Consider the following 26020-nt stretch of genomic DNA (forward strand, 5'->3'; position numbering starts at 1 on the left):
GCGGACTGGAATGGGGCCAACATGATTGCCAAACTTGGGGCTGTCGTAAACCAGCCTAGAGGTCCGTGGTTGGCTTGCCAACTGCAGGGCTACCGAAAGCCCGCCCTGTACTGCGAAGCAGTCAGGGCCGGGTAGTTTACGCGTTCCCCTTGGGCGGCGCTCCGTCGCCTATCGGGCATCGCCATCTGGCAAGCGGCATTCCTCTCTCGGCCATACGCTACAGCCCCAGCTCAAAGCCCGCATTGTGCGGAAAGGGCTGTGTCGAGAAATTCCCGGATCAGGGGCAGCACCTGTTCCCCATGCAAGGCAGGGATGGCGTGGCCGGCCCCGGCCAGGATCTTGAGCTGAGCCCCAGGGATCCCTTCGGCATAGGTTTGGCAGTGCCAGAGGGGAATGGTGTCGTCCTGTTCGGCGGCGATCACCAGGGTGGGGGCCTGAATGTAGTTGAGATAACGTTCAACCGTATCGACAGCAGCTTGTGGGCGCAGACGTTGTCGGAGAAATTGCCGAGCGACCGGCTGCTGACGCAGGGATCCCCGCAACCACAAGAGCTGGGCCAGCTTGTCTTCCCAATGCCACCAGCGGGCCAGCGGAGCGATCGCCCGCAACAGCCAATCCACCCAAGCGCTTTCCCAGAGCAAGGGCCGCAAATGGTTGTAGCGTCTCACAAAGCTGTCGTCGCGGATCCCGGCAGGAGCCAACAAAACCAACCCCCGCAGCGGATACCGCACGGCGTAAGCTGCCGCCACCCATCCCCCAAAGGAATGGCCCACCAAAACCGGAGCAGCTAGGCCCAGCCTTTGGACAAATCCGCGCACAAACTCTACTTCTGCAGCGATGTCGTAGTGCAAGGCCGGTTGGCCGGACTGCCCGAACCCCAGTAAATCCAAGGCAATGCAGCGATATTCGTCTCCCAACCCTTGCATCAGCGGCCACCAGTTGGCATGAGTGGCCATAAAGCCATGCAGAAACAGCAGTGGGATCCCTTTTCCCCAGTCTCGATAGGCAGCCCAGCAGGACTCTGCCCCTGCGATGTTCAACCCTTCCAATTTCACCCTGTGCAGCGGGATCTCTTGAACGCGGGCCTGTAACTCCGCCAAGCGCTGGGCCAGGGGGAGTCGTTCCAACAGCGTTTGCCTGGTCATCGGCTTGGGGTCAGTAGACACAGACAGATTCAGCAGATGCAGTTTCTTCCGGAGCAGCATTGGCTACAGCGAATGCACCTATACGGAAATATCTCTCGTATCTCTTTGAACAGGGATCCTGCTCAATCCACCGGAATCTACCGGAGATCCCATCAACTCGGAAAAGGCCGTAACGCATCGCAACTTAGCCGATCAACTGCAAATGGGGCGGGGGAGTTTTCAGCCAGTCTTGGCGGGTCAGCAGCCCCTGGAGAAAACGGGTGGCTGCCTGCGATTGATAGCGCTCCGGGTTAAAAGCCAGCCAGAGGGTACGCCGTATCTGTAGCCCTTCCACCGCCAGCTTTTGGAACCGTCCCTGTTCCACATCGGATCCCACTGCCACCATGGACAGAAAGGCCACCCCCAACCCCGCCTGGACGGCATTTTTGATCGCTTCAATCGAGCTGAGTTCCAGCCGCACGTTCAATTGGGCCGGGTTAATGCCGTGGCGGTTCAGCACCCGATCGATGGTTTGCCGAGTGGAAGACTGGGGATCCAAGGTGATGAAGGGCAAAGCCAGCAGATCCACAAGAGCCGGAGAGTCGATGGCACACCCGGGAGCACCGACCAACACATATTCATCTTCCGCCAGAGCCATCACCTTCAAGTGCCGCTGCAGCTCAAAGGGGATCTCCCCGCCAACAATGGCCACGTCCAACTGGCCGTCCACTAATTTCTGGGCAATTCGCCGCGTGGATTGCACCAAGAGCTGTACGGAAATTTGTGGATAGCGGCGGTGATATTGGGCGATCAAAGAAGGCATGACATAGGTGCCCACCGTTTGGCTGGCCCCCAGAACCAGATGCCCCCCCTCCATTTTCTGCAAATCCGCTAGGGCCTCGACGGCCTCACGGCACAGCTTGAGGATGCGCTCGCTGTACTGCAGCACCACTTTCCCGGCATCCGTCAGCTCCACCTTGCGCCCACTGCGGTCGAACAGCACCACCCCCAACTGTCGCTCCAGGTTCTGTACTTGCAAGCTGACGGCAGGCTGGGAGACAAACAGGCTATCGGCAGCACGGCGAAAACTACCCTGCTGGGCAATTGCCCGCACGATGAGGAGCTGATCTAGAGTAAACGGCAACTCATCCGCCATAGGGAACTCCAAACCCCACAGTGGGATCCCTTACGTTTCCCTGAAAAGCTGGGCAGCCCGCGTTTGGAAACCCACACGAGATCATCATAAACAAGCGAGAAATCCCAAGAGAGCAGCTCAACCCTTTCCCGGCAGCTCGGCTCTGGGGGGTGACCAGCCAAGAGTGGAGAGGAGAGCTCAGAATCTTCGGGCTGTTTCTCTGCCATTCGGAGCAGCTATGCCCACAATACCTACCTGATACATTTACGCTGAACACTGCTGAACATCACTGTTCAACTATGCAGCGATAGCATTCTGTTTGTTTCCAACCAGAATGGCGGTATCCCGCAAAGCTTTGAGTAGAATACCCAAAGCGCAGTTTCCGTGTCGTCTTACTACCAATTTTCTGCTTTGCTTTGGCTACCATGTTGGCAGACTCGAAAGTAAACAGAAAGATCAACTGGTAGTAATCCGTACTGAACATATTATACATTATTTTCAGTATAGTTGAGCTTATTATTGACTAGAGTCATGCTCTCACCGACCGGCGGAAGATGGCTGTTGAGATTATTCTCAACAAACAGGCCGGCAATTCCAGCTCTGGGTTTGGCTTGGTCTCTAGCGAGGGCCGTAGGTTGTCCAATAGCCGCGTCCTTGTCTTTTGGCTGCATCGGCAGCTTCAGTAAGAATGGGGCCGTACTTCAAGCCATCGGTTTGTGGCGACAACAGGCCATGCCCCAAAAACAGCATTTCCTGGTTGATGAGGGTGTTGGCTTGCCAAACGTAGGCAGGCAAGGTGGGAGCAGGGGCTAGGGCAGGATCCAACTCCAAAAACACCTCACGTCCCAGCAGAGCAGTCTGCAGATATTGGCCAGCATTGTAAACTGCCAGAGGGGTTTGTCCGCGCAACTCCGTCCAGTTGGGGTTGATCGGGTCAGGCAAGGGATCGATCCCAATCAGTTGCACCAGCCGCAAATTCAAGTCTCCTTCAAGCTGGACAACCAGGGTGTTGTAGTTGATCACCCGAACCACGGCTGCACGTTTGAGGTCGCGCAGATCTGGACGCGCCACCAATGTTAAAGCCCAACCGGGCAATGTCGAGAATATCAAAGGCAAGGCCAGAAAGCTGCCCAGCTTGATCAGGCTCCGTCCATTGGATACAAGCGAGGATCTGGAGCGGGGGGAAGTCGCAGCAGAACGCAGGGATTTTTGCAGCATGGACTTTAGCCGTTGCATGGCGGACTTGACAATAGGGATGGTTCGCATGCTTGACCTTTGGATCTCACACCGCCCTCACACCGCCGCCTACTGGGCTTCAACGCGGGATCCGGCTCACCTGCCGTCACTCTACAAAAAATTGGGGCAGATGGGTCAGGTCTGGAAAATCTCTCTCGATTTTTGTCTTGATTTTTAGATGTGCTACCCATCCGGTCAGCAGTTGTCAGCGCTGACAACCTGTGGTTGGTCATTTCGATTCAAACTGGGACACTGTACCCACACCTAAAACATGCATGAAACATGCATGGGGCCACAGGGCTTTTCTCAGCTGCCCAGGCGTCTCACCCTAAACTGAAGTGACTAAGTCCTTCCGAGCAGCAGGATTGTCTTTTGGTCTTCTCTCTTTGCGAAGGAAAGGGGGAGTGCTTGGAAACCTTTTCAATTCAGTTTGAAACAATTACAGTTGTCCAACTCTCAAATCTCTCAAAAGCGCAGCCCCTAGAGGGTAGCAGGGTTCTTTTCGACTGCTTCGGACAAGAGGGAGTTGACCAGCACGGTTACCAACCCCAGTCGATTGCCCGCCAAAATATCCGTCAACAGGCGGTCTCCCACCATAGCCACTGCTTCTACCGGCAAGCCCATCTGGGCTACGGCCCGCCGCAAGGCCCGCCGTGAGGGTTTCCCAGCGCGGTGAATGTAGGGCAGGTTCAGGCTTTCTCCGATTTGTTGGATGCGGCTGCGATTGAGGTTGTTGCTCACCAGCCAAATTTGAAAGTGCGGACGCAACTGCTCCAGCCAAGCAGCCACAGCGGGATCTACCTCAACCTGTCGGCTCGGCACCAGTGTACCGTCTACGTCAAAGATGATGCCTTTTACCTGCCAGGCCCACAGGTCTTCTGCCCGCAACTTTAAGACAGTGCCGGCCACCACCAGATCCGGTTGCAGGAGCTTGAACCAAGGTTTGTGTACCATCCGCTCCTCGGCTAAGGACTGGGTTGAGGACTATGGTGGGATCCCTGGGCAGCTTGCCGACGCTCTTGAATAATTTGCAATTGGGCTGCCTCGTGCTCTGCTAGGGTTTTGCTGAAAATGTGAGTGCCATCGTAGCGGGCCACGAAGTAGAGATAGTCGGTCTGCTCAGGCTGCAAAACGGCTTTTAAGCTGGCCAAGCCCGGGCTGGCGATGGGACCAGGGGGCAAGCCCGGGTTGAGGTAGGTGTTGTAGGGAGAGGGGGTGCGCACCTCCGCAAGGGTGAGGCGGCGATCTGGGGTTTGCCGGATATTCAAGGCATATTCCACCGTCGGATCGGCTCCCAGGGGGATCCCTTTCTTAAGCCGGTTCAGAAAGACACCTGCAATCAAAGCGCGTTCTTCCGGCACCACGGCCTCCCGCTCCACAATGCTGGCCAGGGTAACCCACTCGTGCAGAGACAGGGAAGTGGTGTGCTGGCGGAACAGGGGCAGGGCCACTGCGACAAATCGCTGCAGCATGGCGTCGACCACCATCTGGGCCTTTTCCCGATCCGGCAGGGATCCCTCCACCTGTTCGATGGGGAAAAGATAGGTGTCTGGGAACAGGTAGCCTTCTAGAGAGCTCAAGTGGGGGGGCAGCCAATCGAGGGGGGGAATCACCCGGGTCACGGCAATGAAGGCATCGGCTGCCAGCCAGTTGCGCTGGGCCAGAGCCTCTGCCATTTGCTCGATGCGCCAACCCTCCGGGATGGTCAGACGTCTTTGCAGGATCCTTCCCTGCCGCAGTTGCTGGGCCACGGCCAGCATGTCCTGGTTGGGATCCAAAGCGTAGGTGCCCGCCTGAAACACCCAGTCGCGCCCGAAGGTGCGGCTCCACAGCTCCCAAGCCAGAGCTGAGCGAATCACCCCTGCTTGGCGCAGTTTTTGCCCGATCAGACGGCTGCTGCTGCCCGGCTGGATTGTTACTTGGATCGGTTCTGGGCCGCCCACCGGCTGGAGCCAGGTCTGCCACTGCCAGTAGCCCAATCCCCCGACCAGAACCAACAGGAAAATCAAGCTCTGCAAAAGACGCCGACCCCAGCGTTCGCGTAAGCGTTGCGTAGCAACATGGGGTGACCTGGGTATAGCGCCTTGGGCAGCAGAGCATTTGGGCAAGACGGGATCCTTTTGGGCCGAATGCTGAACGTAAACTACCCGACACCAACCGCTAGGCGGTACGGAGCGGGCTTTTAGTAGCCCTGCAGTTAGCAAGCCAACCACGAGCCTCTGGGGTGGTTTACAGCACCCCCAATCGACCGTTACCAGTGCCTTAAACAACCGTTTCTGGTGTCCGCAGTATTGTTATAGCATTCCTCCCGACACCGACCCTACGGGTACAGTGCGGGGCTCCTGCAATTTCTAGCTGATCTGTCATTGCCTTTCCCTCCAAACGGCCTGAGCACACCCTTGAGCCAGGCTATCCTTCGGACTCAATCCTGGCTAGGGCGTCGCCGGACTCTCAAGGCCGATTTCCCCCCTAACTTGGGATCAACTCTCCTGGGCTGGGGATCCCGTTGTTCTCGACCGTCCGCTGTCCGATCCAAGTGCCGATGGGTTCTCCCTGCACCACTCGATAAATATTGCCAGGGGTAGTCAGGTCAAAGACCACGATGGGCAATTGATTTTCCTTGCAGAGGGCGATGGCGGTGCTGTCCATAACCCGCAGATCGCGGTTCAGCACATCCTGATAGCTGAGGACATCGTAGCGGCGGGCCTGAGGGTGAGTCTTGGGATCCGCATCGTAAACTCCGTCCACCTTGGTGGCTTTGAAAATCACCTCGGCATCGATCTCCGCCGCCCGCAAGGCCGCAGTGGTATCGGTGGTGAAGAAGGGGTTGCCAGATCCTGCCCCAAAAATCACCACCCGCCCCTTTTCCAGGTGACGAATGGCGCGGCGACGAATGTAGGGCTCCGCCACCTCTTGCATGGCGATGGCCGTCTGCACCCGGGTGGGGATCCCGGCTCGCTCAATGGCATCCTGCAGGGTTAAGGCGTTGATGACGGTGGCCAGCATCCCTACGTAGTCGGCAGAAGCCTGATCCATCCCTTGGGCAGCCGCCTCTTTGCGCCCGCGCCAGATGTTACCCCCTCCCACCACAATCGCCACTTGCACACCGGCCCGTACCACTGAGGCCACTTCGCCGGCAATGGACTTCAAGACCTCGGGGTCGATCCCGTAGGGGCGCTCCCCCATCAGGGCTTCACCACTCAACTTCAGTAGAATCCGTCGATATTTCATGCTTATCCGCTCCGGCCCACCCCTGCATACGATAGCAGGTTTGTTGAACTAGCTCCGCTCACAGGATTGACCGACAGAGCATCTCGACAAAAACAACCTTACTGCTGTTCTTCGCCAGCGCTGGCCTCGTTGTCGCGGGGGGCAGAACGGAAGCGGCGGCCATTGCGAGCACGACTTTTTTGGAACTGTTTGGCATATTCGCGGTTGCGCTCGGCTTTTTCCCGCTTCAGATTGCGTTTTTTGGCCATGCTGGTTTTCCTGACCGGTTGTCCGGACTCAAGTGAAGGTCCTCAGTTTGAAGTGTCAAAGTGAGGCGCTCTTAATCCTATCACGCTTTGCCGAAGCCATCCTGAAGCCCTCTGCTCAGCCGGCTATGGGCAGGGATCCCCATAACAAGGCCAGGCCCATCACAACAAACCCCACGCCTGCCAGGGTTTTGATCCAGCGAGGTGGGATCAGGCGGGCCACCCAAGCTCCTGCCCACACCCCAATTAGGCTGGTGCTGATCAAAGCAGCAGCAGCGCCCAAAAAGATTACCCCAGCGTTTTGCGAGCGGGCACTGAGGAGCAGGGTCGCCAATTGGGTTTTATCGCCCATTTCGGCCAGCAGAATCGAGCCAAAGCTCACTAGGGCGGCCCGTCCGGCCATTTGCCGCAGCAAAAAAGACGGGGTTCGGCTGTCGTTGTCTTGGATCAACACGTTCCTCGGTTGTTCTCCACTCTGTCCTGCCGGGTTGGCATCGGCTGCTCAGGGAGGCTAGCCCTCTGGGAGCTTGTTCCCCCGCCACTCCTGCCATAATACATAGCCCCCGATCACCAGGAACCCTGCACCCGCCAACCATTGTAGCCAGCCTGGGGGAATGACTTGCCCCAGACCTTCCCCCAACACTACGCTGAAAAAACTGGCGGTCACCAAGGCACCGGCGGAACCGAAAAAGATCGCCCAAGGAGATTGGGATTGGGCACTCATGAGCAAGGTTGCCAACTGGGTTTTATCGCCCATTTCCGCCACAAACACGGTTAAAAAAGTAACAAACCAGAGTTGCAGTGGGGATCCCTCTGGGAGATTGCCGTCGGAAGAGGGGGGGTTAGGGAGGGGCGGTGTCGTCGGAAGTCCAATCTCGGGGGCGGGAGACAAAGCCAAACTCTCCCTGGCGGGCTTGAAATCCGCAGCGGATCCATCCCCGTAGAGATAGTGCTGCCCAACGGCCAAGAAACCGAAACAGAGAGCCGAGGACAAGGCAATCAACCCCAAGCCCAGGGCCATTTGCCCCTGCCAAGAACGCGGCGAAGCCATGGCGTCAGATCCTAACCACCGACATGCAGCTTATCCTGTTTTCAGCCGCTTCTGGAGGAGACAAGGGCGCTAGAGTAGACGCTAGAGTAAAAGAATCAGGGGCGTTGGCCGAGCGGTTTAGGCAGCAAACTCATAATTTGCCTTACACAGGTTCGATCCCTGTACGCCCCATCGGGAATTGCTGGACGAGGTTTCTGGGTTGAGGGCTGTTGACAGCGGGCCAAGTCGATCTCAATTCCCAAACTGGGAGGGCGGACATAGGACTGCGTTCCGCTAACGCGACCGAGGTCACTCTGGGCTGAGAGAGAACCAGTTGGGCACAGTTTCAAAGACGCGGGTTCAGCTCTGTGCGGGATCCCGTATCCCCAGAGCGAGGGATCCAACGCTCAGGCAAGGTGGCAGGGGATCCCCATTGGGACTGGAGCTGGCTGAGGAATTGTCCCTGCTGGGTGCGAAAGCCGACCAGATCGGATCCGCCATTCATCAGGGCAAACCAGATGTCCCCCTGCGCGGTTGGCAATACACCCGCCAAGGTGCTGACGCTCCTCAAGGTGCCCGACTTGGCGATCAAGATCCCCGGTAACAGCCGCCGTTCCAACACCCCCACATCCTGGCCGACGACGGCAAAAGCATCGGCAAGAGAGAGCCCCTGCTCCTCCAGAAGAGATTGGATCGCTCGAAGCAAAGCTACATTGGCCCGCGGCGAAATGCGGTTTTCCACCCCCAACCCGGAACCATTGATCAGGTGTAGCTCTTCGGGCGGGATCCCGGCGATGGCCCGGGCAATTTGGGCCACTTGGTCTGCTCCCCCCACCGCATCGGCCAACATCTCGGCCATGGAGTTGTTGCTGTAGAGGTTCATCAGCTTGACCAGGTGAATGAGGGGAGGGGACTCATGTCTGAGCAAAACCTGAGCGCCGGGCGGGATCTGCTGGGCAACCCGTACCGAGCCCAAAATCTCCACCTGCGGTCTGGGTGTGCCGGGGGGTAAGGTTTGAAATTGGGCCTCCGCCTCTGGCGGCCAGCGCCGCGCATCCAGCCCCTGCCGCAACAGGGATCCCGATTGCGCCACATCCCGGGAAAAGTTCATGTAAAAGCGGCCCACCACCACCAGATCCCCGCGCACCTGGCGGATCCCATAGGCATTGAGCAGGTTGCCGACGGAGAAGGCTTCCTCCCAGACGAACAAGGGATCCTCCCCCCCCACCACCCAGAGATCCCCCTGCAGCACCCCGTCGGCTGTTGGCGAGCCGGTGGTCAGCCAAGGGGTTACAAAGCGATGTTGTGGGCCAAAGTGCTGCAAAGCGGCCAGGGTCGTTGCCACCTTGGTCAAAGAAGCTGCCGGCAAGGGTGTGGATCCCTGATGCTGTCCCAAAACAAGGATTCTGTCCCGCTGAGGCGAAGGATCCTCCATCTGCAGCCAAACCCCCTGAGCCGCGGGCGAAAACCCCCGACCGGCCAACTGAGCCAGATAGGTTTCCACCTGAGGTTGCAGGGATCCCTGCTCCGTCGCCTGAGAAGTGGGAGACAAACTCAGCAACAGAGTGGCCGCCGAGAGCAGCCCAACCCAGCTCGAAACCAGCCGCCTACCGGGCCAGCCCCACAGATGTCGTTCGTGCCGTGGCGTCAGCGTTGCGGAGCAACAGTGTTGTGTAGCACCATGGGGTGCCGCAGGCATAGCACTTTTCACGGAAAACACCCTCTAAACATCCCGGCAACCGAGGGGGCATCAGCTCGTCAATTCCCAGCCACCCTCTTCCACAGGCTCTACATCGATGGTGCCGGGGGGCGTTTGCCGATAAAAACGTCCGTCTGCAACAAACAGCGGCTCTCCACAATTGGGGCAAAAGAAATGGCTGCCCTCAATGGCTTGCGATTCTGACCCACACACCGGGCAGCGATCCGTCGTGATCCAGCGGCGCGCCCACCAGCGAAAGGCCAGGAGCACCAACACCGGCAAGGACAGCAAAAGCAGCAACAGGGCCACCAATCCAGTGACCAGCCACCCCAGCCCGACACTGGTCAGCAAAGCTGCCAACGCCAGGGATCCCAGCCAGAACCCCCAGCCACCCAGAGAAATGGAATAGGTTTTGGGCTGCTCAAACCGCATTTTCGTTTTCCTTCCCCGATCACTACGCTTGCCAACGCTGTCAGGATGCCGCGGGCCTTTTCTTGAGTATGTTAGCCTAGGCGCGCCCGAACACCAGAAACAGTCCGCCACATGGCTCTGCTCTGTAGGCTAGCTCATCCCGGATGGATGAGGGATTGGGTTTCCCGCACCCTTCCCGAGGCTCTCCCGGCAGCCCATGCGCCTCAGTTGCGTCCCTGTTCTATTGAGCCTGTTCTATTGAGCCTGTCCATTGAGCCTGAACAATGTCTTCAGCAACCAGTCTTCAGCAACCAAGTCGGGTGGTGTCGTCATAAATGAAGTTATTATCAATTACAGGACTTATTGACTGTTACGGCGACGTTGCCCAACAGCGGAGGGGCGGCATCATGGTCTACACCGAAGAGGCGTTCAAGGCAGAGCTCAATGCCAAAGGCTGGCGAGCCACTCGGCAGCGGGAGATCATCCTGCAAACGTTTCAAAACTTGCCTGAGGGCACGCATCTGAGCGCGGAGGAGTTGCACAAAAAGTTGCGGGAAGAAGGCCACAACATTAGCCTTTCCACCATTTACCGCACCGTCAAGCTGATGTCCCGCATGGGCATTTTGCGAGAACTGGAACTGACCGAAGGGCACAAACATTACGAGATCAACCAGCCGGCCCCCCACCACCACCACCATCTGGTGTGCGTCAAGACCAACAAGGTGATCGAGTTCAAAAACAACGCCATTCTTAACATCACCCAGAAGGTGGCAGAAAAGTACGGTTTCAAAGTGTTGGATTGCCAGCTCACCATTATTGGTATCAGCCCAGAAGGGCAGCGCTCGATTTTGTAGCCAAAAATTCCCAAAGCTCAGGTTCTCATGCTTTCCCAGAAGGGGAACTGTACTGGGCTGGTAGGAGGATGGGGATCCCGTCAACGGGAGGAAATGCCAGAATAGCTCCCGTGAGGCCAATCGGCAGTCGGCAACCGAGGCAACAGTTGAATGGTTGATGAATAGTTGATCTTCTTCACCCCACTAGATCCGGGAGAGGGCCATGAACGAACAGGAAGTGGTGCAGTGGCTGGAGCAGGCGCTGGCCAATCCCCGCCTTAGGTTACAGGCCAAAGCCCAACCGCTCCAGGAGAGTCCCAAGGCTTATGCCCTCGTCATTATGATCAACCGCCCTGCCGGCCTTGCTCTCAACTATGAGGAGTTGACGGCCTGGTTCCAGAAGGCGATTCCCACTCGCTACCCCCAAGTCAAACGGTTGGCCCTCTACAGCCGCCCCATGGGCCAGCAGGCTGCCGACTGGAAAACTCAGGTGAGGCTGGATCCGGAGCCGGCGACAGACAAGGTGGATCCCGGGATGGAGTTCTCAGAGAGTCTGGATCTAAGCCGCTACTGCTTTGTCAGCGATCGCCAGTTGCTTACTGCCGACCTTCCTCAGCCGCCTGGTTTGCTCCGCCAGGCGGTTTTGGGTTTTCACAGCCTCACTTCTGGGCAAAAACAGGAGGTTCTGCCCCTCTTGCCCACCTTGTTTCGCAATCCCAGCACCGTCTCGACGGTGATGCTGTCGGTGGAGGCAGCCCTGTGGCTGGAGCCTCTGAAAAGCCTGAATCCCCACGAGCTGCGTCTACTGAGCGTTTGGCTGAGCCGCTATTGCTTCAACCCCAGCCGCACCCTAGCGGAATTGGATCCCGCCACCTCAGGTCTCAAAACCGGACAAACCAAGCGCAGCTACCGCGCGCCTCAGGTGGGGGTCTCGCTAATGTTGGCCAGCTTTGCCGGCAACCTGACAATGGCCGCAGGCGTGACTCTGAGCCTGTTGTTTGGCATGGTGTTTGTGCTTTTCCTGACCGTCTTGGGCAGCTTAGAGGGGGGATTCTCTCTGGGCTCTTTCATCTTCGCCATTCTGCTCACCCTCGCCTTCAATGCCCTGATCTTCTTTTTGTCCCCTTGGCTGATGGACTGGATCCAGCACAGCCTCTATGGCACCGAGTGGGTAAGCTTGGCGGAAATTGGGCGTCGCAGCCCAGAGAGTGCAGAGGTGATTCAACGGGTTTGCCGCCAGTACAAGCTGAAGCAGCCGAAGCTGGGGCTGATCCGCGACCAAAACCCCACTGCTTTTACCTACGGCAGCCTGCCGGACACGGCCCGCATCGTCGTCAGCGAAGGGTTGTTCACCTACTTGGAAGATGAAGAGGTGGCTACGGTCTATGCCCACGAGCTGGGGCATGTGATCCACTGGGATTTCGCCGTCATGACCCTGGCTTCCACGTTGGTGCAGATTCTCTACCTTCTTTACGTCTACATGCGGGATGCGCGCGACAACGGCAAAAGGGGCAGCCTCCGCTCCCTGGCCTTGGTCGCCTACTTTTTCTATGTGGCCGGCTCCTACTTGTTGCTGTATCTGTCGCGGGTGCGGGAGTACTTTGCCGACCACTTTGCTGCCGAAACCACCGGCAACCCCAATGGGCTCTCGCGGGCTTTGGTGAAAATTGCCTACGGCATTGTGCAAGAGGGAGAGCGGGAGGGGGATGAGGAAACCCGACAGCGCAGTGCTCGCCTGCTGGAAGGAACGCGGGCTTTGGGGATCTACGATGCCAAGGCGGCTGTTACGGCGGGGACGGCCTACCGGGTTGCCTCGGATCCCGGCCAGGTGGGCAGGGTATTTTTGTGGGATCTGTTTAACCCTTGGGCCTGGTGGATGGAGCTGAACTCCACCCATCCCCTCACGGGCAAACGGGTGCGGGCGCTGTGCACCTATGCGGAGCAACTGGATCTGCCGGTGGAGTTCGATATGGCCAGCGTGGTTGCCCAGGGCAAGCAGCTCAACCGGCAACAGCTCTACGGGAACTTTCTGCTGGATATACTGCTGTTGAACGCCGAGTGGCTGGGGGCGATTGTGGGGGCGCTGCTCGGGATCCCGGCCTTGCAGGTGGGCTTCTATGAAATGTTTGCCGGGCTGACCCTGATGGGGGTGGGCTTGGGCCTGCTGCTGAAGATGACAGTGATGTACCCCAGTCTGGAAAACCCGCCGGCGTTGACCGTGCTGAAGGCGATGAGCAATCCCTACGCCAGCCCCTTGCGCGGGTTGCCGATGCAGTTGGAGGGGCGGGTGATTGGGCGAGGGGATCCGGGCTATCGCTTTGGCTCCGATCTCAAGTTCCAGGATAAGACCGGCATGATCTTCCTACGCTATGCTTCCCGCTTTGGGCCGCTGGGCAACTTCCTGTTCGGGGCGTACCAGGCAGGGGGGTTGATCGGCCAAGAGGGATCCGCAGTGGGGTGGTTCCGACGGGGGGTGGCCCCTTACCTGGATCTGGCCCGCTTTCAAAGCCGCCATGGCCAGCTCATCACCAGCTACCATCCCTTCTGGCAGGCTATGTGGGCTGTGCTGTTGTTAGTGGTTGCCCTGCTGGTGATGCTGTTCTAGAGGATCGCGATCCTCAGCAGCGAAGAGCTCGCCTAGGCCATTGGGATTGGCTACTTTTGCCCACCGTTAACCCGGGCGTAGTCGTCGCTGAAGCGGACAATGTCGTCTTCGCCCAAGTACTGGCCGTTTTGCACCTCGATAATCACCAGAGGGATGACGCCGGGGTTTTCCAGACGATGCTTGGTGCAAGGGGGCACATAGGTGGATTGGTTGGCCGTAATGAGCTTTTCTTCGTCTCCGCAGGTGACCTTGGCGGTGCCGGCAACGACGATCCAGTGTTCGCTGCGATGGTAGTGCAACTGCAGGCTAAGGCGATGCTTGGGCAAAACCACGATCCGCTTGATTTTGTAGCCAGGGCCCTCTTCCAGCACTGTAAAGCTCCCCCAAGGCCGACTTTCAGCATTGCTCTCGATCAGCTTGTTGAGGGTTTCGGCAGAGAGGGAAGACGATGGTTTTTCCAGTGAGGCCAAATTGGCATTGGGGGTTTCTAGCATGGGATGCTCTCCTTGGGAGGCCTACCTGTAGCTTATCCCAATCATCAACTCGGAGTCTGTTTGTTTATCTTTATAACCACCAACAGATCGGCTTCAGCTCCTGGGGATCCCCAGCCGGTTCAGGTTTGGTGGGGTAGTGGTTAAAATCCTGTGGAATCATGAAAAAGATTTCTGCTCTGCAAAAAGGCCACTTCCCCATGCGTTCTTCCTCTTCTGTCCCTTCTTACCCGGTTCACATCCATGACCGCCAACGGGACACCCACTATCTGATCCAGGTGCCGGCGGATCAATACATTTTGGCCAGCGCCGAGGCCCAAGGGATCCAACTGCCCTTTGCCTGTCGCAACGGCGCCTGTACCACCTGTGCGGTGCGGGTACGGCGGGGATCCCTGTATCAGCCGGAGGCAATGGGCATCTCGCGGGAGCTGAAGGAGCAGGGGTATGGGCTGCTGTGCGTGGGCTATGCCCGCTCGGAGCTCTGGGTAGAAACCCAAGATGAAGATGAGGTGTACGAGCTGCAATTTGGGCGCTACTTCGGCCAGGGGCAGGTCAGGCCAGGGATCCCCCTTGAGGATGAGTGATGTCTTCTTCGGCACCGGTTTTGTCTCAACAACTGTCGCCGGATCCCTTGCCCTCTCAACCGCGGGGCTGGCTGCTGGCAGCAGCGGCGCTGATCCCGGTGAATCTGGCCCCCAGCTTGCTGTTGGCTTTGGTGGGAACGATTCAGGGTTATACCCGCTGCGGTGGCCGGATCCTGCGGGATCCTCTATTTGGACTGGCGGCTCTCCTGAGCCTGGCTGCGGTGGGAGTGGCCTTTTGGGGGGAGGATTGGCGACTGAGCCTGCCGGGGATGTTCAACTACTGGCCTTTTTTGTTGATGCTGCCGGCCTTTGCCGATGCGCTGGCCTCTCGCGGTAGCGGGACGGAGTTCCATCCTGTAGGCCGTCGGCGTTTGGCCCAGATGTTGGTGTTGGGCAGCGGGCTGATGCTGCTTTTGGGTTGGGGAGAAGTGCTGTGGGAATGGCAGGGGCACTTCTTCTTGGGGCCGGTTTGGATCACGGGGGTTGCCGGGGGAGAGCGACCGGCGGCAGCTTTTACTTCCCCCAATATCCTGGCCATCTACCTGGTGATCCACCTGTGCTTGGCAGCAGGGCTGTGGCTGGATCGAGCCGATAGAGACTGGCCACAGGCAGTAGGGCTGGGAGCTGTGCTGGGGCTGGGATCCCTCTTGTTGCTGCTGACGGCCTCTCGCAACGGCTGGGGAGTGGGGGGGCTGGCGCTGATGATGGGGCTGGCCCTGCGGCGCTGTTGGTGGGGGATCGGGATCTTGGCCGGTCTGGGATTGGCCGGTTTGGCCGCTGCTTGGGATTGGCCGGGCTGGCGGGCTGTTGTGCCCCGATTGATTTGGAGCCGTCTGGCAGACACCTTCGATCCCCAGGCGCTCTACTTTAGTTCCACCGCCAACCGGCTGGATGCTTGGCAATTCGCCCTGCAGATGGTGCAGGAGCGGCCCTTGACCGGTTGGGGCTGGCAAAGCTTTGCCGCTCTTTACAATGCTCAAGATCCGCCGGAGCTGCTGGGCCATTGCCACAATTTGTACCTGCACCTGGCGGCTGAGGGTGGGATCCCGCTGTTGCTGGGCCATCTGATCCTGTGGGGCTGGATTTTGGCGCGGGGATGGCAAGCTTGGCGGCGCTCGCAAGAAAGCGTCCTGCTGGGGATGCTGCTGGCCTTGACGGCGTTTTTTGCCTCAGGGCTTTTGGATGTGGTGATGTTGGATGGCCGCATTCACCTGCTGGTAACCTTACTCTTGGGGGCAGTTTGGGGAGCCAGCCTTGAGCGGCAAAGGGACTCCATCTCCGGCAAAGAGCAAGCCCAGAGAGGTTACCGTTGAGTGCTGCAATGGGATATCCCTTAGCTGGCAGTGAGCCCGGAGTCCATCAGTTGCTCACCGATTTTTGCGACGCGGAAGCAAGCTACAGCCAAGGGGCAGTTTACCTGTAGAGGGTCTTTGCGGTGAACCTGTACCGAGATGTGTTGTGGCCTCTGCTTTTTTCTGGGCTGAGAGCTGATCCAGAAACGGTCAAGATGGCCCTGCTGCGCGCCTTGCATTGGATCGATGCCACCCAGGCCACCGGGATCCTATCGGCTCTGGAGCGACTGTTTTGCTACCGGGATCCCCGGCTAGCGGTGTCGCTGTGGGGCCTTACCTTTCCCAATCCCCTTGGATTGGCTGCGGGCTTCGACAAAGATGGCCTGGCTCTGGGCGTCTGGCCCAGCCTGGGGTTTGGTTTTGTAGAGGTGGGCACCGTCACTCCTCAGCCCCAACCGGGCAACCCCAAACCTCGCCTGTTTCAACTGCCCCAAGATCGCGCTGCCCTCAATCGCATGGGCTTTAACAATCAAGGGGCGGCGGCTCTGGCGGAACGGTTGCGTCGGCTACACCAACGTCCCATCCCCATTGGAATTAACCTGGGCAAAGCCAAAATCACCCCTCTGGAAGAAGCGGCTGCCGATTACCTGGCCAGCTTCCGGCTGCTCCAGGATCTGGGGGACTACTTTGTGGTCAACGTCAGCTCCCCCAACACGCCGGGGCTGCGATCCCTGCAAGCTGCTGAGCAACTGGAGCCCATCCTATCTGCCTTACAGCGGGAAAATCAGAAGCGAAAACCCCTCCTGGTGAAGATCGCCCCCGATCTGGACTGGCCCGACATTGACAGCATCCTGGAGCTGGCCCAAGACCATCAACTGGCCGGGATTGTGGCCACCAACACCACCCTCCGCCGCGATAACCTGAAGACCCGTTTCCTACCTGGCCACGGGATCCCCTTCGCACCAGCGGAGTCTAGGCCAATCCTTGCAGAAGCCGGCGGGATCAGCGGTGCCCCCTTGCGGGAGCGTTCCACCCAAGTCATCCGCTACATCCACCGCTCCACCCAAGGAAAATTGCCCATCATCGGAGTGGGGGGCATCTTCACCTTGGCCGACGCCTTGGAGAAACTGGAAGCGGGAGCCAGCCTGCTGCAGGTCTACACCGGCTGGGTTTACGAAGGGCCGGGTATGGTGCCGCAATTGCTCCGAGGCCTAGCCCGCTCTTCTCCCCCCAGCCCTGATGTTACACTTCCCCCAGAGAATACCCCTGTGGGTCAGATCCAGGCGTAAGATCGTTAGGGATCCCTGAGGAAGCTTGCCGGTGAACCTGCTGCAACACCTCTTCAAAACCCCCCATCCGGTCATTGGGGTGGTTCATTTGTTGCCGCTGCCTACCTCGCCCCGTTGGGGGGGGGACTTGGAATGGGTGATCGCTCAGGCAGAACAGGCAGCTACTGCCCTGGCTGCAGGAGGGGTAGACGGGATCCTCGTCGAGAACTTTTACGATGCCCCCTTTGCCAAGGATCGGGTGGACGCAGCGGTGGTCAGCGCCATGACCGTCATCGTCCAGCGGCTGAAAACCTTGGTCTCGCTGCCGGTTGGGATCAATGTCTTGCGCAACGATGGCTGCAGTGCTCTGGCAATTGCCGCCTGCGTGGGGGCGCAGTTCATCCGGGTGAATGTGCTCTGCGGGGCGATGGTGACCGACCAAGGCATTATCGAGGGGAATGCCTACCGCCTGCTGCGCTATCGCCGGGAGCTGGGGGCTAACATCAAGATTTTCGCCGATGTGCTGGTGAAACACGCCCAACCCCTAGGTCCCATCAGTCTGGATGTGGCCATCACCGACACGGTGGAACGTGGCCTGGCCGATGCCATCATCCTTTCCGGCTGGGCCACCGGCAAGCCACCCCTTCTGGAGGAGCTGGAGCTGGCCCGCAAAGTTGCTCCTCAGGTGCCGCTGCTCATCGGCTCGGGGGCTACTGCTGAAAACATCGGCAGCCTGATCCGGCGGGCAGATGGAGTAATTGTGGCCAGTTCTCTGAAGCGGTCTTCCCGTTCCGCAGGCATGCCGGCAGGCTATTCGGATCCCTTTCCCATGATCGACCCAATTCGGGTGCGGCAGTTTGTGGAAGCACTGCACCTTGCGCTCCGTGAGCGGGCCTCCAACCATGCTTGTCTGGCCGCTCCCGGCTCTGGTTCCAACTAGCTGTTGGCGCTAGGATTGGGATCCGACTACAATGGGCGATTCCTCTTTAGCTATGCCATCCCTTGATCTGGAGGGCTTGGATTCTGCGTACCACCCTTCTGGTTCAGCAGAAGAAACCTTTTGGAGCTCTGTTCCGGCTCGCACCCCCCGCATTTGGGTTGTCGATGATGACCCAGTGGTTCGTTGCTACATTATCAATGTTCTCACAGGCTCCCAGTACTACGTGGAAAGCTGGGAAAGCGGCCGAGCAGCTTGGGATTCCTTGCAAAGCTTGGAAGAGAGCGAGTGGCCCGACATGGTGATCTGCGACTGGGTCATGCCTGAGATATCGGGGGTAGAGTTCTGTCGCCGTCTCAAGGGATCCGCAGCAGGGCAGTTCGTCTATTTCATTTTGCTCACGTCCCGTTCTGAAGTTGAGGCTCGGGTAGAGGGGCTGGATGCGGGGGCGGATGAATTCATCACCAAGCCGGTCGATCCTGAGGAGCTGCGGGCGCGGGTGCGGGCAGGGTTACGTCTCCAGCGGCTCACCCAAGCTTTGGCCCAGGCCAACCGGCAATTGCGAGCCCGCAATGAGTTGTTGGAGTCTTTGTCTTTGACGGATCCCTTGACCGGGGCGTTGAACCGGCGAGCTCTGGATCAGGCGCTGCCCCATTTGCTCAAGCAGGTGGGAGGCCGCGGGGAAGCTCGCTACCGCTATCTCTGCCTGCTGATGATGGATGTAGATCACTTTAAGCAAATCAACGACAGCCACGGCCACTACATCGGCGACTGTGTGCTGCAGGCCATCGTCGGGCGGCTGCAAAATCAACTGCGGCCCTCCAGCCTGCTCTACCGCTATGGTGGGGAAGAATTTGTTTGCCTTACGCCCGGACTTAGCCCCTCTCGCTGTGGTCGCTACGCAGAGTCTCTGCGGCAGGCTATCGCCAAACGGCCCATTGACATCTCCCCCAAGCGAAGCTTGCCGGTTACCATCAGCATCGGTGGGATCGTGCTCAGCGAAGACTACTGCCCAGAACCGGAAACCGCCTTGCAGCAGGCGGATAGCGCGCTCTACCAGGCCAAGCAGGCGGGGCGCAACCGAGTTCACATCCTCATCCCGACTCCAGGAGTTTATCTGCCCTCTTCCAGCGGATAGCCAGAGGCCACCGCTAAGGCTTCCAGAGAGCGAACGCCTGTGTAGGTGCGGCCATTGATGATCCAGGTGGGATAGCTGGTGATCCCCGCTTCTGTGCATTCTTGAGCTTGGGGAGTGCCGGGGCCGTTGGGGGAGCACTCCACGTAGGGCACTTGGTCGAAAGCTGCCCCGAACAGCTCTTTCTGATCTTGACAATGGGGGCACCAATAGGCACCGTACATGGTGCCGCCGATCTGCCGCAGGTGGGCTGCCAACCCTACCGCCAGGGGGCTAGGCGGGGGAACTTGGTTGGCGTACACCCCAATCGTGGTCACCAATGTGAGAAAGCCTATGAGAATGTAGCCAAAGACCAGCTTGCCCCCATCCAGCCAGCGGTGGCCCAGCACGGTCACCAGCCCCAGCCCTGCCACCAAGATGATCGCGGTGGTGCAATACATGCAGAATTGCCGCAGCACCGCCACCATCAGGTAAAGCATGTACATCTCAAAGGCGGTCATGGCGGAAACCAAGCCAAACAGGGCCGGCCAGCGCCACCGCTTCACCAGTGGGATCCCATCCGGCAGCACCGCCAGCGCCAAGACTCCCAGAAACCCCAGCAGGCCAACAGCCGCGGTCGGGATCCCCAAAAACTCTGCCCAACGGCTGGAGAGCACCAGGTCACACCCCCCATCCCCCGTGCAGAAGGCAGCGGGCTGCTCCGTCAGCTTGGTGTAGGTGAGATAGGCCGTCAACAGGGATCCCAGGCCGGCCAGGATCGCCAAGATCAGACGGGAATGGCGCTGCAGCCAGGTCTCTTCTTGGGCTTTGAGTTTGAGATAAGAAGCCATGGAGTTTCAGGGGTTTCAGCAGTTGGACACCCCCGATTATAGTGGGGTGGAGCTGGGCTCGTCCGTGGGATCCGACGCAGAAGAGCGCACCTGGGCGGCAAACCTGTCTCCCAGCGGATCCAGCTCCCATAGGGATCCCAGTTTGGAGTCGGAGATAGGCCGGTCGCAGAGGCCCCAACGGCGGCGGAAGTAACGGGCCAGATCTTTTTCTGCCAGGGCCAGGTAGACCGGGCGACCATGAGGGCAAGTGTGGGGATTGGCGGTGCGCTGCCAGGCTTCCAACAGCTTTTGCATCTGCTCCAGGGTCAGTGGGATCCCATTGCGCAAGGCCCCTCGACAGGCCACCGCCACCTGAGCTGCCTGCAAATCTTGACAGCGGCTGAGCTCTAGCAGGGATCCCTGCACCTCTTCTGGATCTTCCGACTCCAAAGCCAAAGGGAGGCGTCGAATGAGATGGGTATTGGGGCCGAAGGGTTCCGGCTCCAGCCCCAACTGCTCCAACCGCTCCAGGGCTTGGGGCGATAGTCCTTGCAGCGTTATGGGCGTCTCCGGTGCTACCAGTTGCCAATGCTGCCGGATGTACTCATAGCGAACTCGCTCGTGGGCCAGGTGCTGCTCCACCAGCCATAGCCCCTGGGGATGCTCCGCCAAGATGTAGATCCGATGCAGTTGGGCCAGCGCCCTGAGGGGAGGCAAGGGAGAAGTTGGCCGGTCAGAGGGAGGAAGATGGCTCTGGAGATCGGGCGAGACTCGATAGACCACCTTGGCCTCGCTGGCCCGGATCAGATGCACAGAGCGGCGGCTGGCTTGCCCGGATCCCAATTGCAGAAGGGAGTGCAGGTGTTGGCGCAACTGCTCCTGGCGGGCCGTCAGATTCTCCAGGTAGAGCTCGCTTTTGGCAGGATGACGGTTCCAATCCACCTGTTCTGGGGGCAGGCGCAGGTGAACAACCACCAGCGGATGGCGGTGGCGGGGCAATGCGTGGTGAAAAACCGACTGGATCAGCCGTTGCCAGTCGGGCATCTGCACAAACCGTCCGTTTACGGCCACACGGATCCAATCGGGGTGGGGGCGATGCAGGCGATCCGGCAGGCCCAGCACCACTTCCCAATCGCTATCCCCATCCTGGATCCGCCGATAGCGCAGATCCGTGGGATCCAACTGCGGCAACACCTGCAGCAGCAGATCTTGCAGAGATTTTCCCGGCCAGAGGCTGAGCAGCAATTGCCCTTCCTGATGCACCTGCCAACTGACCCAGGGATGGGCTAGGGCCGCATTTTGCACCAGGGTCAGGAGCGGGCGAGTTTGGGGCAAAGCCCGACGGCGCAGAGGCCAGTCGGCAAACAAATCCGCAACCGTGACCACCGTTCCCGAGGCAGTGGCTGCCGGCTGCTGGTGGGCCAGCTCCCCTTGGCGGTCGTAGGTGGCCAGCCAGCCGTGGGCATCGTCAGCGTGGCGGGTCTGAATGGTCAGGGATCCCAGCCGGGCCAGGCTGTGCAAGGCTTCGCCCCGAAACCCCAGGCTGCAACCGTCCAACTTGCTGGTGGTGTGGCGACGGGCCACCTGCTCCAGCTCCGAAGCGGGGATCCCTTGGCCGTTATCCCCCACCCGCACCTGCCAGCGAGTCGGCCAGATCTCCACTTGAATTCGGGTGGCCTGGGCATCGAGGGCATTTTCCAGCAATTCCCGCAGAGCAGCCCCCAGCGAGTCGATCACCTCTCCCGCGGCCATCTGGGCGATCCGCTCTGGGTTCAGGGGTTGGATTTTGGACATGGAGTGAGTTGAGAAAGCAGACTCTCTTCCTGCCAGCTTGTCGCCAAAAGGCCAACAGCGCCGAGCTTTAGCTTAGCTCTCTCCCTCTGTTGCCAGTGGACAGCGCCTTGCCAATGGTTTTCATTAACTTCAAGGCTCCCCTCAGGCCAAGTGAAGGATTGAGGTTCCGCCTTCCTGCCCATCGGTAACCGCCAAGAACTTCGAGAAACTTCGAGAACAAGAGAGCTGAGCGGGTGGCCAGTCATAAGGAAACCTTAAAATCCCAAGGCCAGCCATCAGCCTCTACTAGGATTTAAATAGTAAAATTTCTCATTAAGGAGGAGATTATGGCAGCACAGCAAGCTCCGGCCCGAGAGCTATTCAAGGAGGCTTTTGAGAATCGCTACACCTGGGACAAAGACTTTCCTGGCTACCGAGCTGAGATAACCTACTTTCCCAAAGAAGGTGACAGCAGCCTCTCCTTCTCAGGAGTTGTGAGTATTGACCGCAACATGAAGATCGATGTTGCCGGCGTCGAGGACGAGGAGATCCGCCAGAAAATACGGGAACAGATGTGGGAAGTCATGGTGCATCGCGTTCGTCATTCCTTCGACGAGGAACACGGTGGCCACACCTTTGCCTATGGAGAGCCACAAAATTCAGACATCACTGAAGTTCTTGTTTCGGGCTTATCTTCTACCGATAGGTACTGGGTTCAGGGCAAGCACATTCAAATGGTACATCGCCATCTTGCCAATCGGACAATTACAGTCTCAGTTCAAGAGTTTTACGATACAGGTGAGGGCTACCTACCCACTCACTACACTGCTGAGTATTGTAGCCCAGGAACTGGAGAAAAAACTCAAGCAAAGATGATCTACGAAGATCGTTATCAAAAAATAGGTCGGTATTGGATTCTGGTTGAGAGAAGAATTTGGGAAGAGCAGGATGGCCAAAAAAGTTCATCCCCTCAACTTTTCCTCTTCTCTAATATTCGATTTTTCGAATAGCTGAGAAAAATAAGTTTTTCTTTGCGGCTGTGGGCATCTCTCATTATAGAAGGTGATGAGGTGCTCACAGCCAAGCTCAAAACAGATGGCCACAGGGTACAGCCTGTTAAGGGCTCAAGGGGTACAATAGCAGCACTTAGCAAACCAACTTCGGAAGGAGGATGGATTGATCAGTAGTAAAGAAGTCTTCACTATCTGCTCCATGCTATATTTCCCAATTCTGCAAAGCTGCCGAATAAAATGCTTCAACACCGACCACATCATCTCAATGGGATTCAACTCCGGCGCATACACAGGCAGGTATAGGATTCGTGCTCCTGTCCCCCTAATCAATTCCTCAACTTCCCGACTCTTGTGGATATTTAAATTGTCCATAATCACAACCTTCCTCGCATCTAGCTTCGGACATAGCTCGCTTCTCAAAAACTCCAAAAAATCTCCAAATCTCCTTTCTTCATCCCACCCTTGATGACACGACAGCCAACTACACCTCTCAAGGAAATAGCTCCAATAACCGTATACTTTTCACCCTTGTATCTCTGACGATAATGATAAGCCCTTTGACCACGTAAACTCCGAGATACTCTCCGCTCCATTCCCTCCCAGACTCCCGTCTGGTCGATGGCAATCAAATCCTCCGCTGGAATATTCCTGACTTCTTGACTATAAGCTAGTCGTTCCCTTTGCACCTCCTCTTCTTTGACTTTTGCACTGCGGTAGGTCTTTTTTTTAGAGTCATTCCTTGCTTTTTCAAGAAATTATGTATCGTGACGATGCTTACATTGATTCCTAAGCGCTCGCGCAACAGTTCTTGATACTGCCACAGGTAGAAGTCTGGGTGTTCTGTAATAATTGCCATCACTTCCTGCCGATGTTGTTCCAAAATGCCCACTCGCTTGGTGCCTGCTTTCTTAGGGGCTAAATCTTAAGTTTGTTGGTACTGACGCACCCAGCGGTGTACTGTTCTTTTGGTCACCATGAAGCGTTTAGCTACCTGGCGGATGGAGGTGTTACCTGCCTGATAGGCTGCTACAACTCTTTGCCGCAAATCCAAAGAATGAGTCGGCATTCCTTTCTCTCCTTCCTCTTGAATACCTGTACCCTATTTTAAATTAAAAGGCTGTATCTTTTTTGGAGTTACCTATGTCTAAGCTGGACTCAAAAAATGCACCTGGACACCAGGTACTGGCTGCGGCAGGTAAAAAGGCACTTCGACCGGGGGGCTTTGGCGCTACCGAACGGCTCTTCAAGTTTGCCGAGTTCCGTCGAGGAGAAACTGTGCTGGAACTTGCCTCAGGCCTTGGCTACACGGCTATTCGATTGGCAAAGCGCTATGGCATACATGTTACCGGCATTGAGAAAAATCCAGATAACATTGCTCGCACTCGCGCTAATGTTTCTGCAGCAGGGCTAGCCGGCCAAGTTGAGATCCTCGAGGGCGATATCTTTCACCTAGATCAAATCGATCAGAAATTTGACTATGTCTTGGCGGAAGCTATTTTAACAATGCAGTCCGATGCAGGAAAATCTAAGATTTTGTCAGGGATTTACAATTGCCTCAAGCCAGGGGGTAAGTTCCTCAGCCATGAGCTGCGAGTTGAGGGATCCAACAGCGACGCTATCCGCAAGGAGTTATCCTCCGTAATCCATGTCAATGCCAATCCTTTATCTACTGACAGCTGGCTTGCAACTGTTCAGCAAGCAAATCTTACGGTTGTCCAGTATGCCACCGGCCCCTTAACTTTGCTCAATCCCGTTGCTATTGCTACAGAGGAAGGATTGCCGACGCTCTTAACTATGGTGTGGAATGTGCTTACACGTCCTGTAATCCGGCAGCGGATCTTATCTATGAAGCAAATCTTTAGCCGATATCGAAATAACCTAGGCTACATCATACTGATTGCCAAGAAGGAGGCTTAATGATGTCTCTTGTCTCCCCTGAGTCACCTTTTTTGCAGCTCAAAGATCACATTGCTTATTCTGTGGAAGGAGTTCTCAGCAAGATCATTTGGAAAAGTGAAGTCTGCCAACATACTCTTTTCTGTATGGCGGGAGGCACAAGTATTTCCGAGCATACCTCCACAAGGGACGCTACTCTCCACGTCATTGAAGGAACTGGAGTCTTAACCCTTGCAGGTGAGAAGATCTCTCTATCTCCGGGCATATTTGTCTTAATTTCGGCAAATGTTCCCCATGAGTTAGAAGCCACTGCTGACCTTGCTTTTGTTCTGACTTTATCAAAGGCAAGTTAAGAACGCCGCCTTTTACTCAGCCAGCCGCTTAACATCGCCAAAGCAAACATTCCCAGCAAAGCAAAGCCCAGCAGCCACCTTCCCTGCTCTAGGATCCCTGCCCCCAGAGCCACTACTGGGGGTGTAGAGACGGCAATGCCCAAAGCTAGGGCGAGAAGAAAGTTCTGCCATTTTATTTGGGTTAGGCCGGCGGCGTAGGCGACAAAGTCGAATAGGCCCGTCATTAAAAAACCAGCTGTAAGAAAAATATTGTTTTCCAGATAGTTAGCTGAAAGGGCATCGACTTTGTACATCCATTGTCGCCCAACTACTCGCTGTACTAGGTCTCTACCAAACTTTCTGGCTAGGTAGAAGTTAAGTGTACAAGAGATAAAATCAGCAATTGCAATGTAAAGGATTCCCGATCCAAATCCAAAGAGGGCTCCTGCCAAGATGGAGTAAAGGGTGCTGGGTATGGCAGGAATAATAATACTCAGGGAGCGTAATCCAATCAGGGCAAGGGGTGCCCAGGGGCCTAGTTTTGCTATAAATTCTCGAGTTGCCTCTGGATCTAAGCGACGGGCCAGCAAGATGGCAGCTAACAGGACAACAAGCAACAACAGCAGTGAGAGGATGTCTTTCCTTTTTCTGGAATTGATTTTGCTGCTAGAGGACAAATCCTCTGAGGGGGTAGGGGACGATCCTACTGACTCGCCATCTGCTGACTTGTCAAAGGTAGTGCCGGGCGGATAATAGAGTTCATCCTTCAGGATCCAACCTGTTTTCTGTTGCAGATAGGCATGTGTGCTCAAGCCCAGACGCTTTGCCTCGGTGGCAACAGCCTTGTAGTCTAAGCCCAATAGCTCGCAGAGCTCTTTTTGTCGAATACCAGAAGGTGGCTGCATAGGGCAAAAGATCTCTACTTTCTCTGCTAGATGCTT

The 26020-nt window shown here is 57.3% G+C and carries 25 protein-coding genes, 1 tRNA gene and 3 pseudogenes; 12 read left to right on the plus strand and 17 right to left on the minus strand.

What is annotated here, in order from left to right; genetic code table 11:
* Positions 1 to 135, plus strand: a pseudogene (locus tag ACVWXW_RS12520) (RNA-guided endonuclease TnpB family protein); the annotation flags it as partial.
* Positions 136 to 230: 95 nt separating this feature from the next.
* Here ACVWXW_RS12520 and ACVWXW_RS12525 read toward each other — a convergent pair.
* From ACVWXW_RS12525 to ACVWXW_RS12570, 10 genes and pseudogenes are all read right to left on the minus strand, one after another.
* Positions 231 to 1145, minus strand: a complete 915-nt coding sequence (locus ACVWXW_RS12525) for an alpha/beta fold hydrolase (RefSeq protein ID WP_457388340.1) — start codon at positions 1143 to 1145, stop codon at positions 231 to 233.
* 184 nt (positions 1146 to 1329) lie between these two features.
* On the minus strand, positions 1330 to 2280 hold the full coding sequence (locus ACVWXW_RS12530) for a LysR substrate-binding domain-containing protein (protein ID WP_457404051.1): 951 nt from the start codon (positions 2278 to 2280) through the stop codon (positions 1330 to 1332).
* A 276-nt stretch (positions 2281 to 2556) separates the two neighbouring features.
* Positions 2557 to 2740, minus strand: a pseudogene (locus tag ACVWXW_RS12535) (hypothetical protein); the annotation flags it as partial.
* A gap of 137 nt (positions 2741 to 2877) precedes the next feature.
* A complete protein-coding gene (locus ACVWXW_RS12540; RefSeq protein WP_457404052.1) occupies positions 2878 to 3525 on the minus strand; it encodes a thermonuclease family protein in 648 nt (215 codons plus the stop codon).
* Between the two features lie 450 nt (positions 3526 to 3975).
* The gene (locus ACVWXW_RS12545) at positions 3976 to 4449 is read right to left on the minus strand and encodes a YqeG family HAD IIIA-type phosphatase (protein WP_414329713.1); all 474 of its coding nucleotides are present in this window, start codon (positions 4447 to 4449) and stop codon (positions 3976 to 3978) included.
* An 11-nt stretch (positions 4450 to 4460) separates the two neighbouring features.
* Complete coding sequence (gene mltG, locus ACVWXW_RS12550; RefSeq protein WP_457404053.1) at positions 4461 to 5603, minus strand: endolytic transglycosylase MltG; 1143 nt, start codon at positions 5601 to 5603, stop codon at positions 4461 to 4463.
* 361 nt (positions 5604 to 5964) lie between these two features.
* The gene (gene pyrH, locus ACVWXW_RS12555) at positions 5965 to 6726 is read right to left on the minus strand and encodes a UMP kinase (protein ID WP_011433861.1); all 762 of its coding nucleotides are present in this window, start codon (positions 6724 to 6726) and stop codon (positions 5965 to 5967) included.
* 98 nt (positions 6727 to 6824) lie between these two features.
* Positions 6825 to 6974 (minus strand): hypothetical protein, encoded by a 150-nt coding sequence (locus tag ACVWXW_RS12560; RefSeq protein ID WP_011433860.1) that lies wholly within the window; start codon positions 6972 to 6974, stop codon positions 6825 to 6827.
* A gap of 115 nt (positions 6975 to 7089) precedes the next feature.
* The gene (locus ACVWXW_RS12565) at positions 7090 to 7425 is read right to left on the minus strand and encodes a TMEM165/GDT1 family protein (RefSeq protein WP_457404054.1); all 336 of its coding nucleotides are present in this window, start codon (positions 7423 to 7425) and stop codon (positions 7090 to 7092) included.
* Positions 7426 to 7482: 57 nt separating this feature from the next.
* Positions 7483 to 8022, minus strand: coding sequence for a TMEM165/GDT1 family protein (locus ACVWXW_RS12570; protein ID WP_457404055.1), 540 nt, complete (start codon positions 8020 to 8022; stop codon positions 7483 to 7485).
* A 98-nt stretch (positions 8023 to 8120) separates the two neighbouring features.
* Here ACVWXW_RS12570 and ACVWXW_RS12575 point away from each other — a divergent pair.
* A tRNA-Ile gene (locus ACVWXW_RS12575) sits at positions 8121 to 8193 on the plus strand.
* A gap of 154 nt (positions 8194 to 8347) precedes the next feature.
* Here ACVWXW_RS12575 and ACVWXW_RS12580 read toward each other — a convergent pair.
* Both ACVWXW_RS12580 and ACVWXW_RS12585 read right to left on the minus strand, forming a co-directional pair.
* Positions 8348 to 9700, minus strand: coding sequence for a D-alanyl-D-alanine carboxypeptidase (locus ACVWXW_RS12580; protein WP_457404056.1), 1353 nt, complete (start codon positions 9698 to 9700; stop codon positions 8348 to 8350).
* 51 nt (positions 9701 to 9751) lie between these two features.
* Positions 9752 to 10132 carry a hypothetical protein gene (locus ACVWXW_RS12585; RefSeq protein ID WP_414381531.1) on the minus strand — a complete coding sequence of 127 codons (381 nt, stop codon included), beginning with the start codon at positions 10130 to 10132 and terminating at the stop codon, positions 9752 to 9754.
* A gap of 386 nt (positions 10133 to 10518) precedes the next feature.
* On the opposite strand from ACVWXW_RS12585, the gene ACVWXW_RS12590 reads away from it, so the two are divergent.
* Both ACVWXW_RS12590 and ACVWXW_RS12595 read left to right on the plus strand, forming a co-directional pair.
* Positions 10519 to 10965 (plus strand): Fur family transcriptional regulator, encoded by a 447-nt coding sequence (locus ACVWXW_RS12590; protein ID WP_011433855.1) that lies wholly within the window; start codon positions 10519 to 10521, stop codon positions 10963 to 10965.
* 202 nt (positions 10966 to 11167) lie between these two features.
* Positions 11168 to 13549 carry a M48 family metalloprotease gene (locus tag ACVWXW_RS12595; RefSeq protein ID WP_457404057.1) on the plus strand — a complete coding sequence of 794 codons (2382 nt, stop codon included), beginning with the start codon at positions 11168 to 11170 and terminating at the stop codon, positions 13547 to 13549.
* A 50-nt stretch (positions 13550 to 13599) separates the two neighbouring features.
* Here ACVWXW_RS12595 and ACVWXW_RS12600 read toward each other — a convergent pair whose 3' ends face one another.
* Positions 13600 to 14043 carry a phosphomannose isomerase type II C-terminal cupin domain gene (locus tag ACVWXW_RS12600; protein ID WP_414398411.1) on the minus strand — a complete coding sequence of 148 codons (444 nt, stop codon included), beginning with the start codon at positions 14041 to 14043 and terminating at the stop codon, positions 13600 to 13602.
* 197 nt (positions 14044 to 14240) lie between these two features.
* Here ACVWXW_RS12600 and ACVWXW_RS12605 point away from each other — a divergent pair, with 197 nt between their 5' ends.
* The 5 genes from ACVWXW_RS12605 (at position 14241) to ACVWXW_RS12625 (ending at position 19259) form a co-directional block, all read left to right on the plus strand.
* The gene (locus ACVWXW_RS12605; protein WP_457404070.1) at positions 14241 to 14624 is read left to right on the plus strand and encodes a 2Fe-2S iron-sulfur cluster-binding protein; all 384 of its coding nucleotides are present in this window, start codon (positions 14241 to 14243) and stop codon (positions 14622 to 14624) included.
* Positions 14624 to 15937: an O-antigen ligase family protein gene (locus tag ACVWXW_RS12610; protein ID WP_457404058.1), complete on the plus strand. Its 1314-nt coding sequence runs from the start codon at positions 14624 to 14626 to the stop codon at positions 15935 to 15937. Before ACVWXW_RS12605 ends, ACVWXW_RS12610 begins: the two co-directional genes overlap by 1 nt.
* 122 nt (positions 15938 to 16059) lie before the next feature.
* The gene (locus ACVWXW_RS12615; protein WP_457404059.1) at positions 16060 to 17205 is read left to right on the plus strand and encodes a quinone-dependent dihydroorotate dehydrogenase; all 1146 of its coding nucleotides are present in this window, start codon (positions 16060 to 16062) and stop codon (positions 17203 to 17205) included.
* Positions 17206 to 17236: 31 nt separating this feature from the next.
* Positions 17237 to 18124, plus strand: a complete 888-nt coding sequence (gene btpA, locus ACVWXW_RS12620; RefSeq protein WP_457404060.1) for a photosystem I biogenesis protein BtpA — start codon at positions 17237 to 17239, stop codon at positions 18122 to 18124.
* A gap of 76 nt (positions 18125 to 18200) precedes the next feature.
* A complete protein-coding gene (locus tag ACVWXW_RS12625) occupies positions 18201 to 19259 on the plus strand; it encodes a diguanylate cyclase (protein WP_457404062.1) in 1059 nt (352 codons plus the stop codon).
* Here the strand turns inward: ACVWXW_RS12625 and ACVWXW_RS12630 are convergent.
* Entirely contained in the window at positions 19235 to 20086 is an 852-nt protein-coding gene (locus tag ACVWXW_RS12630) for a vitamin K epoxide reductase family protein (protein ID WP_457404064.1), read from the minus strand. The two genes, ACVWXW_RS12625 and ACVWXW_RS12630, sit on opposite strands and share 25 nt — an antisense overlap.
* A 36-nt stretch (positions 20087 to 20122) precedes the next feature.
* Positions 20123 to 21859, minus strand: a complete 1737-nt coding sequence (mutL, locus tag ACVWXW_RS12635) for a DNA mismatch repair endonuclease MutL (RefSeq protein WP_457404066.1) — start codon at positions 21857 to 21859, stop codon at positions 20123 to 20125.
* A gap of 326 nt (positions 21860 to 22185) precedes the next feature.
* Here mutL and ACVWXW_RS12640 point away from each other — a divergent pair, with 326 nt between their 5' ends.
* On the plus strand, positions 22186 to 22848 hold the full coding sequence (locus ACVWXW_RS12640; RefSeq protein WP_011431401.1) for a DUF3386 domain-containing protein: 663 nt from the start codon (positions 22186 to 22188) through the stop codon (positions 22846 to 22848).
* A gap of 114 nt (positions 22849 to 22962) precedes the next feature.
* On the opposite strand, the pseudogene ACVWXW_RS12645 reads toward ACVWXW_RS12640, so the two are convergent.
* Positions 22963 to 23917, minus strand: a pseudogene (locus ACVWXW_RS12645) (IS630-like element ISSoc15 family transposase).
* Positions 23918 to 23991: 74 nt separating this feature from the next.
* On the opposite strand from ACVWXW_RS12645, the gene ACVWXW_RS12650 reads away from it, so the two are divergent.
* Positions 23992 to 24768 (plus strand): SAM-dependent methyltransferase, encoded by a 777-nt coding sequence (locus tag ACVWXW_RS12650; protein WP_414358094.1) that lies wholly within the window; start codon positions 23992 to 23994, stop codon positions 24766 to 24768.
* The gene (locus ACVWXW_RS12655) at positions 24768 to 25100 is read left to right on the plus strand and encodes a cupin domain-containing protein (RefSeq protein ID WP_011433845.1); all 333 of its coding nucleotides are present in this window, start codon (positions 24768 to 24770) and stop codon (positions 25098 to 25100) included. The genes ACVWXW_RS12650 and ACVWXW_RS12655 overlap by 1 nt, the downstream gene beginning before the upstream one ends.
* On the opposite strand, the gene ACVWXW_RS12660 is transcribed toward ACVWXW_RS12655, so the two are convergent.
* The gene (locus tag ACVWXW_RS12660) at positions 25097 to 25984 is read right to left on the minus strand and encodes a TVP38/TMEM64 family protein (RefSeq protein WP_228375352.1); all 888 of its coding nucleotides are present in this window, start codon (positions 25982 to 25984) and stop codon (positions 25097 to 25099) included. The two genes, ACVWXW_RS12655 and ACVWXW_RS12660, sit on opposite strands and share 4 nt — an antisense overlap.
* Positions 25985 to 26020: the final 36 nt, after the last annotated feature.

The sequence above is a fragment of the Thermostichus sp. MS-CIW-30 genome, from assembly GCF_054058015.1.

Coding starts and splice junctions, on each gene's coding strand:
- ACVWXW_RS12525 (WP_457388340.1), bottom strand. CDS start 1,145: ATGACCAGGCAAACGCTGTTGGAACGACTCCCCCTGGCCCAGCGCTTG.
- ACVWXW_RS12530 (WP_457404051.1), bottom strand. CDS start 2,280: ATGGCGGATGAGTTGCCGTTTACTCTAGATCAGCTCCTCATCGTGCGG.
- ACVWXW_RS12540 (WP_457404052.1), bottom strand. CDS start 3,525: ATGCGAACCATCCCTATTGTCAAGTCCGCCATGCAACGGCTAAAGTCC.
- ACVWXW_RS12545 (WP_414329713.1), bottom strand. CDS start 4,449: ATGGTACACAAACCTTGGTTCAAGCTCCTGCAACCGGATCTGGTGGTG.
- pyrH (WP_011433861.1), bottom strand. CDS start 6,726: ATGAAATATCGACGGATTCTACTGAAGTTGAGTGGTGAAGCCCTGATG.
- ACVWXW_RS12560 (WP_011433860.1), bottom strand. CDS start 6,974: ATGGCCAAAAAACGCAATCTGAAGCGGGAAAAAGCCGAGCGCAACCGC.
- ACVWXW_RS12570 (WP_457404055.1), bottom strand. CDS start 8,022: ATGGCTTCGCCGCGTTCTTGGCAGGGGCAAATGGCCCTGGGCTTGGGG.
- ACVWXW_RS12580 (WP_457404056.1), bottom strand. CDS start 9,700: ATGCCTGCGGCACCCCATGGTGCTACACAACACTGTTGCTCCGCAACG.
- ACVWXW_RS12585 (WP_414381531.1), bottom strand. CDS start 10,132: ATGCGGTTTGAGCAGCCCAAAACCTATTCCATTTCTCTGGGTGGCTGG.
- ACVWXW_RS12590 (WP_011433855.1), top strand. CDS start 10,519: ATGGTCTACACCGAAGAGGCGTTCAAGGCAGAGCTCAATGCCAAAGGC.
- ACVWXW_RS12595 (WP_457404057.1), top strand. CDS start 11,168: ATGAACGAACAGGAAGTGGTGCAGTGGCTGGAGCAGGCGCTGGCCAAT.
- ACVWXW_RS12600 (WP_414398411.1), bottom strand. CDS start 14,043: ATGCTAGAAACCCCCAATGCCAATTTGGCCTCACTGGAAAAACCATCG.
- ACVWXW_RS12605 (WP_457404070.1), top strand. CDS start 14,241: ATGCGTTCTTCCTCTTCTGTCCCTTCTTACCCGGTTCACATCCATGAC.
- ACVWXW_RS12610 (WP_457404058.1), top strand. CDS start 14,624: ATGTCTTCTTCGGCACCGGTTTTGTCTCAACAACTGTCGCCGGATCCC.
- ACVWXW_RS12630 (WP_457404064.1), bottom strand. CDS start 20,086: ATGGCTTCTTATCTCAAACTCAAAGCCCAAGAAGAGACCTGGCTGCAG.
- mutL (WP_457404066.1), bottom strand. CDS start 21,859: ATGTCCAAAATCCAACCCCTGAACCCAGAGCGGATCGCCCAGATGGCC.
- ACVWXW_RS12640 (WP_011431401.1), top strand. CDS start 22,186: ATGGCAGCACAGCAAGCTCCGGCCCGAGAGCTATTCAAGGAGGCTTTT.
- ACVWXW_RS12650 (WP_414358094.1), top strand. CDS start 23,992: ATGTCTAAGCTGGACTCAAAAAATGCACCTGGACACCAGGTACTGGCT.
- ACVWXW_RS12655 (WP_011433845.1), top strand. CDS start 24,768: ATGATGTCTCTTGTCTCCCCTGAGTCACCTTTTTTGCAGCTCAAAGAT.
- ACVWXW_RS12660 (WP_228375352.1), bottom strand. CDS start 25,984: ATGCAGCCACCTTCTGGTATTCGACAAAAAGAGCTCTGCGAGCTATTG.